We start from the raw sequence: 836 nt of genomic DNA, 5'->3' as shown, positions 1-836 counted from the left end.
GTCCAGCTCGACGAGACCGCCAAGCAGATCATCGAGCAGCTCCAGCAGGACGGCCGGCGCTCGTACGCGGCCATCGGCAAGGCGGTCGGGCTCTCCGAGGCCGCCGTCCGGCAGCGGGTCCAGAAGCTCCTGGACACCGGGGTAATGCAGATCGTCGGCGTCACCGACCCCCTCATGCTCGGCTTCTCCCGGCAGCTGATGATCGGCGTCAAATGCGAGGGCGACCTGCAGACAATCGCCGACGAGCTCGCCTCCGTCCACGAGATCGACTACGTGGTCATCACTGCGGGCTCCTTCGACATCCTCCTCGAACTCGTCTGCGAGGACGACGAACGCCTCCTGGAACTCCTCGGCCGCATCCGGGCCGTCCCCGGCGTCGTGTCCACCGAAAGCTTCGTCTACCTGAAGCTGCGGAAGCAGACCTACTCCTGGGGGACCCGCTGACCCTCCGATTCTCGTCCTCAATGGGGATGCCCCGGCGTCACCTCCCGGCGTACTTTTAAGTGCTGCAAGGAAGGAGACCGGCCATGTCTGAGTCGGTTCGCCAGGACCTTCCCGCCACCCGCAACGATGATCACATCGCCTTCCGAACCTCCCCGGAACAGAGCCTAGTGATCCGCAAGGCGGCCGAGCTGATCGGCTGGACGGTCTCCGAATACGTGCTGTCCACAGTCCTCGACCGGGCCGAACGCGACCTCTACGAACACGCCACCGCCCTAGAGAGCGACCCACCCCAAACCGAACCCGAACCAGTCGAACCCTACGTAGCCGTAGTCATAGCCCTGGGCTAACCCAAATCCCACCCAGAATCACCACCCGATTTCCCCAACCCAACC

The 836-nt window shown here is 64.4% G+C and carries 2 protein-coding genes; both read left to right on the top strand.

Features of this window, described 5'->3' with window-relative positions:
- The coding region (locus E1298_RS47320) for an Lrp/AsnC family transcriptional regulator (RefSeq protein WP_131903896.1) at positions 1–444 on the top strand (444 nt) is incomplete at its 5' end.
- A gap of 83 nt (positions 445–527) precedes the next feature.
- On the top strand, positions 528–791 hold the full coding sequence (locus E1298_RS47315) for a type II toxin -antitoxin system TacA 1-like antitoxin (protein WP_131903894.1): 264 nt from the start codon (positions 528–530) through the stop codon (positions 789–791).
- The last annotated feature ends 45 nt before the right edge of the window (positions 792–836 follow it).

The sequence above is a fragment of the Actinomadura rubrisoli genome, assembly GCF_004349215.1.
In the GTDB taxonomy this organism is placed as follows: Bacteria; Actinomycetota; Actinomycetes; order Streptosporangiales; family Streptosporangiaceae; genus Spirillospora; species Spirillospora rubrisoli.
The sequence above is the reverse complement of the archived record's forward strand: the minus strand, read 5'-3'. Positions and strand labels throughout refer to the sequence as shown.

What these genes read in the sequence shown, in the direction of transcription:
- E1298_RS47315 (WP_131903894.1), top strand. Translation starts at nt 528, where the DNA reads ATGTCTGAGTCGGTTCGCCAGGACCTTCCCGCCACCCGCAACGATGAT.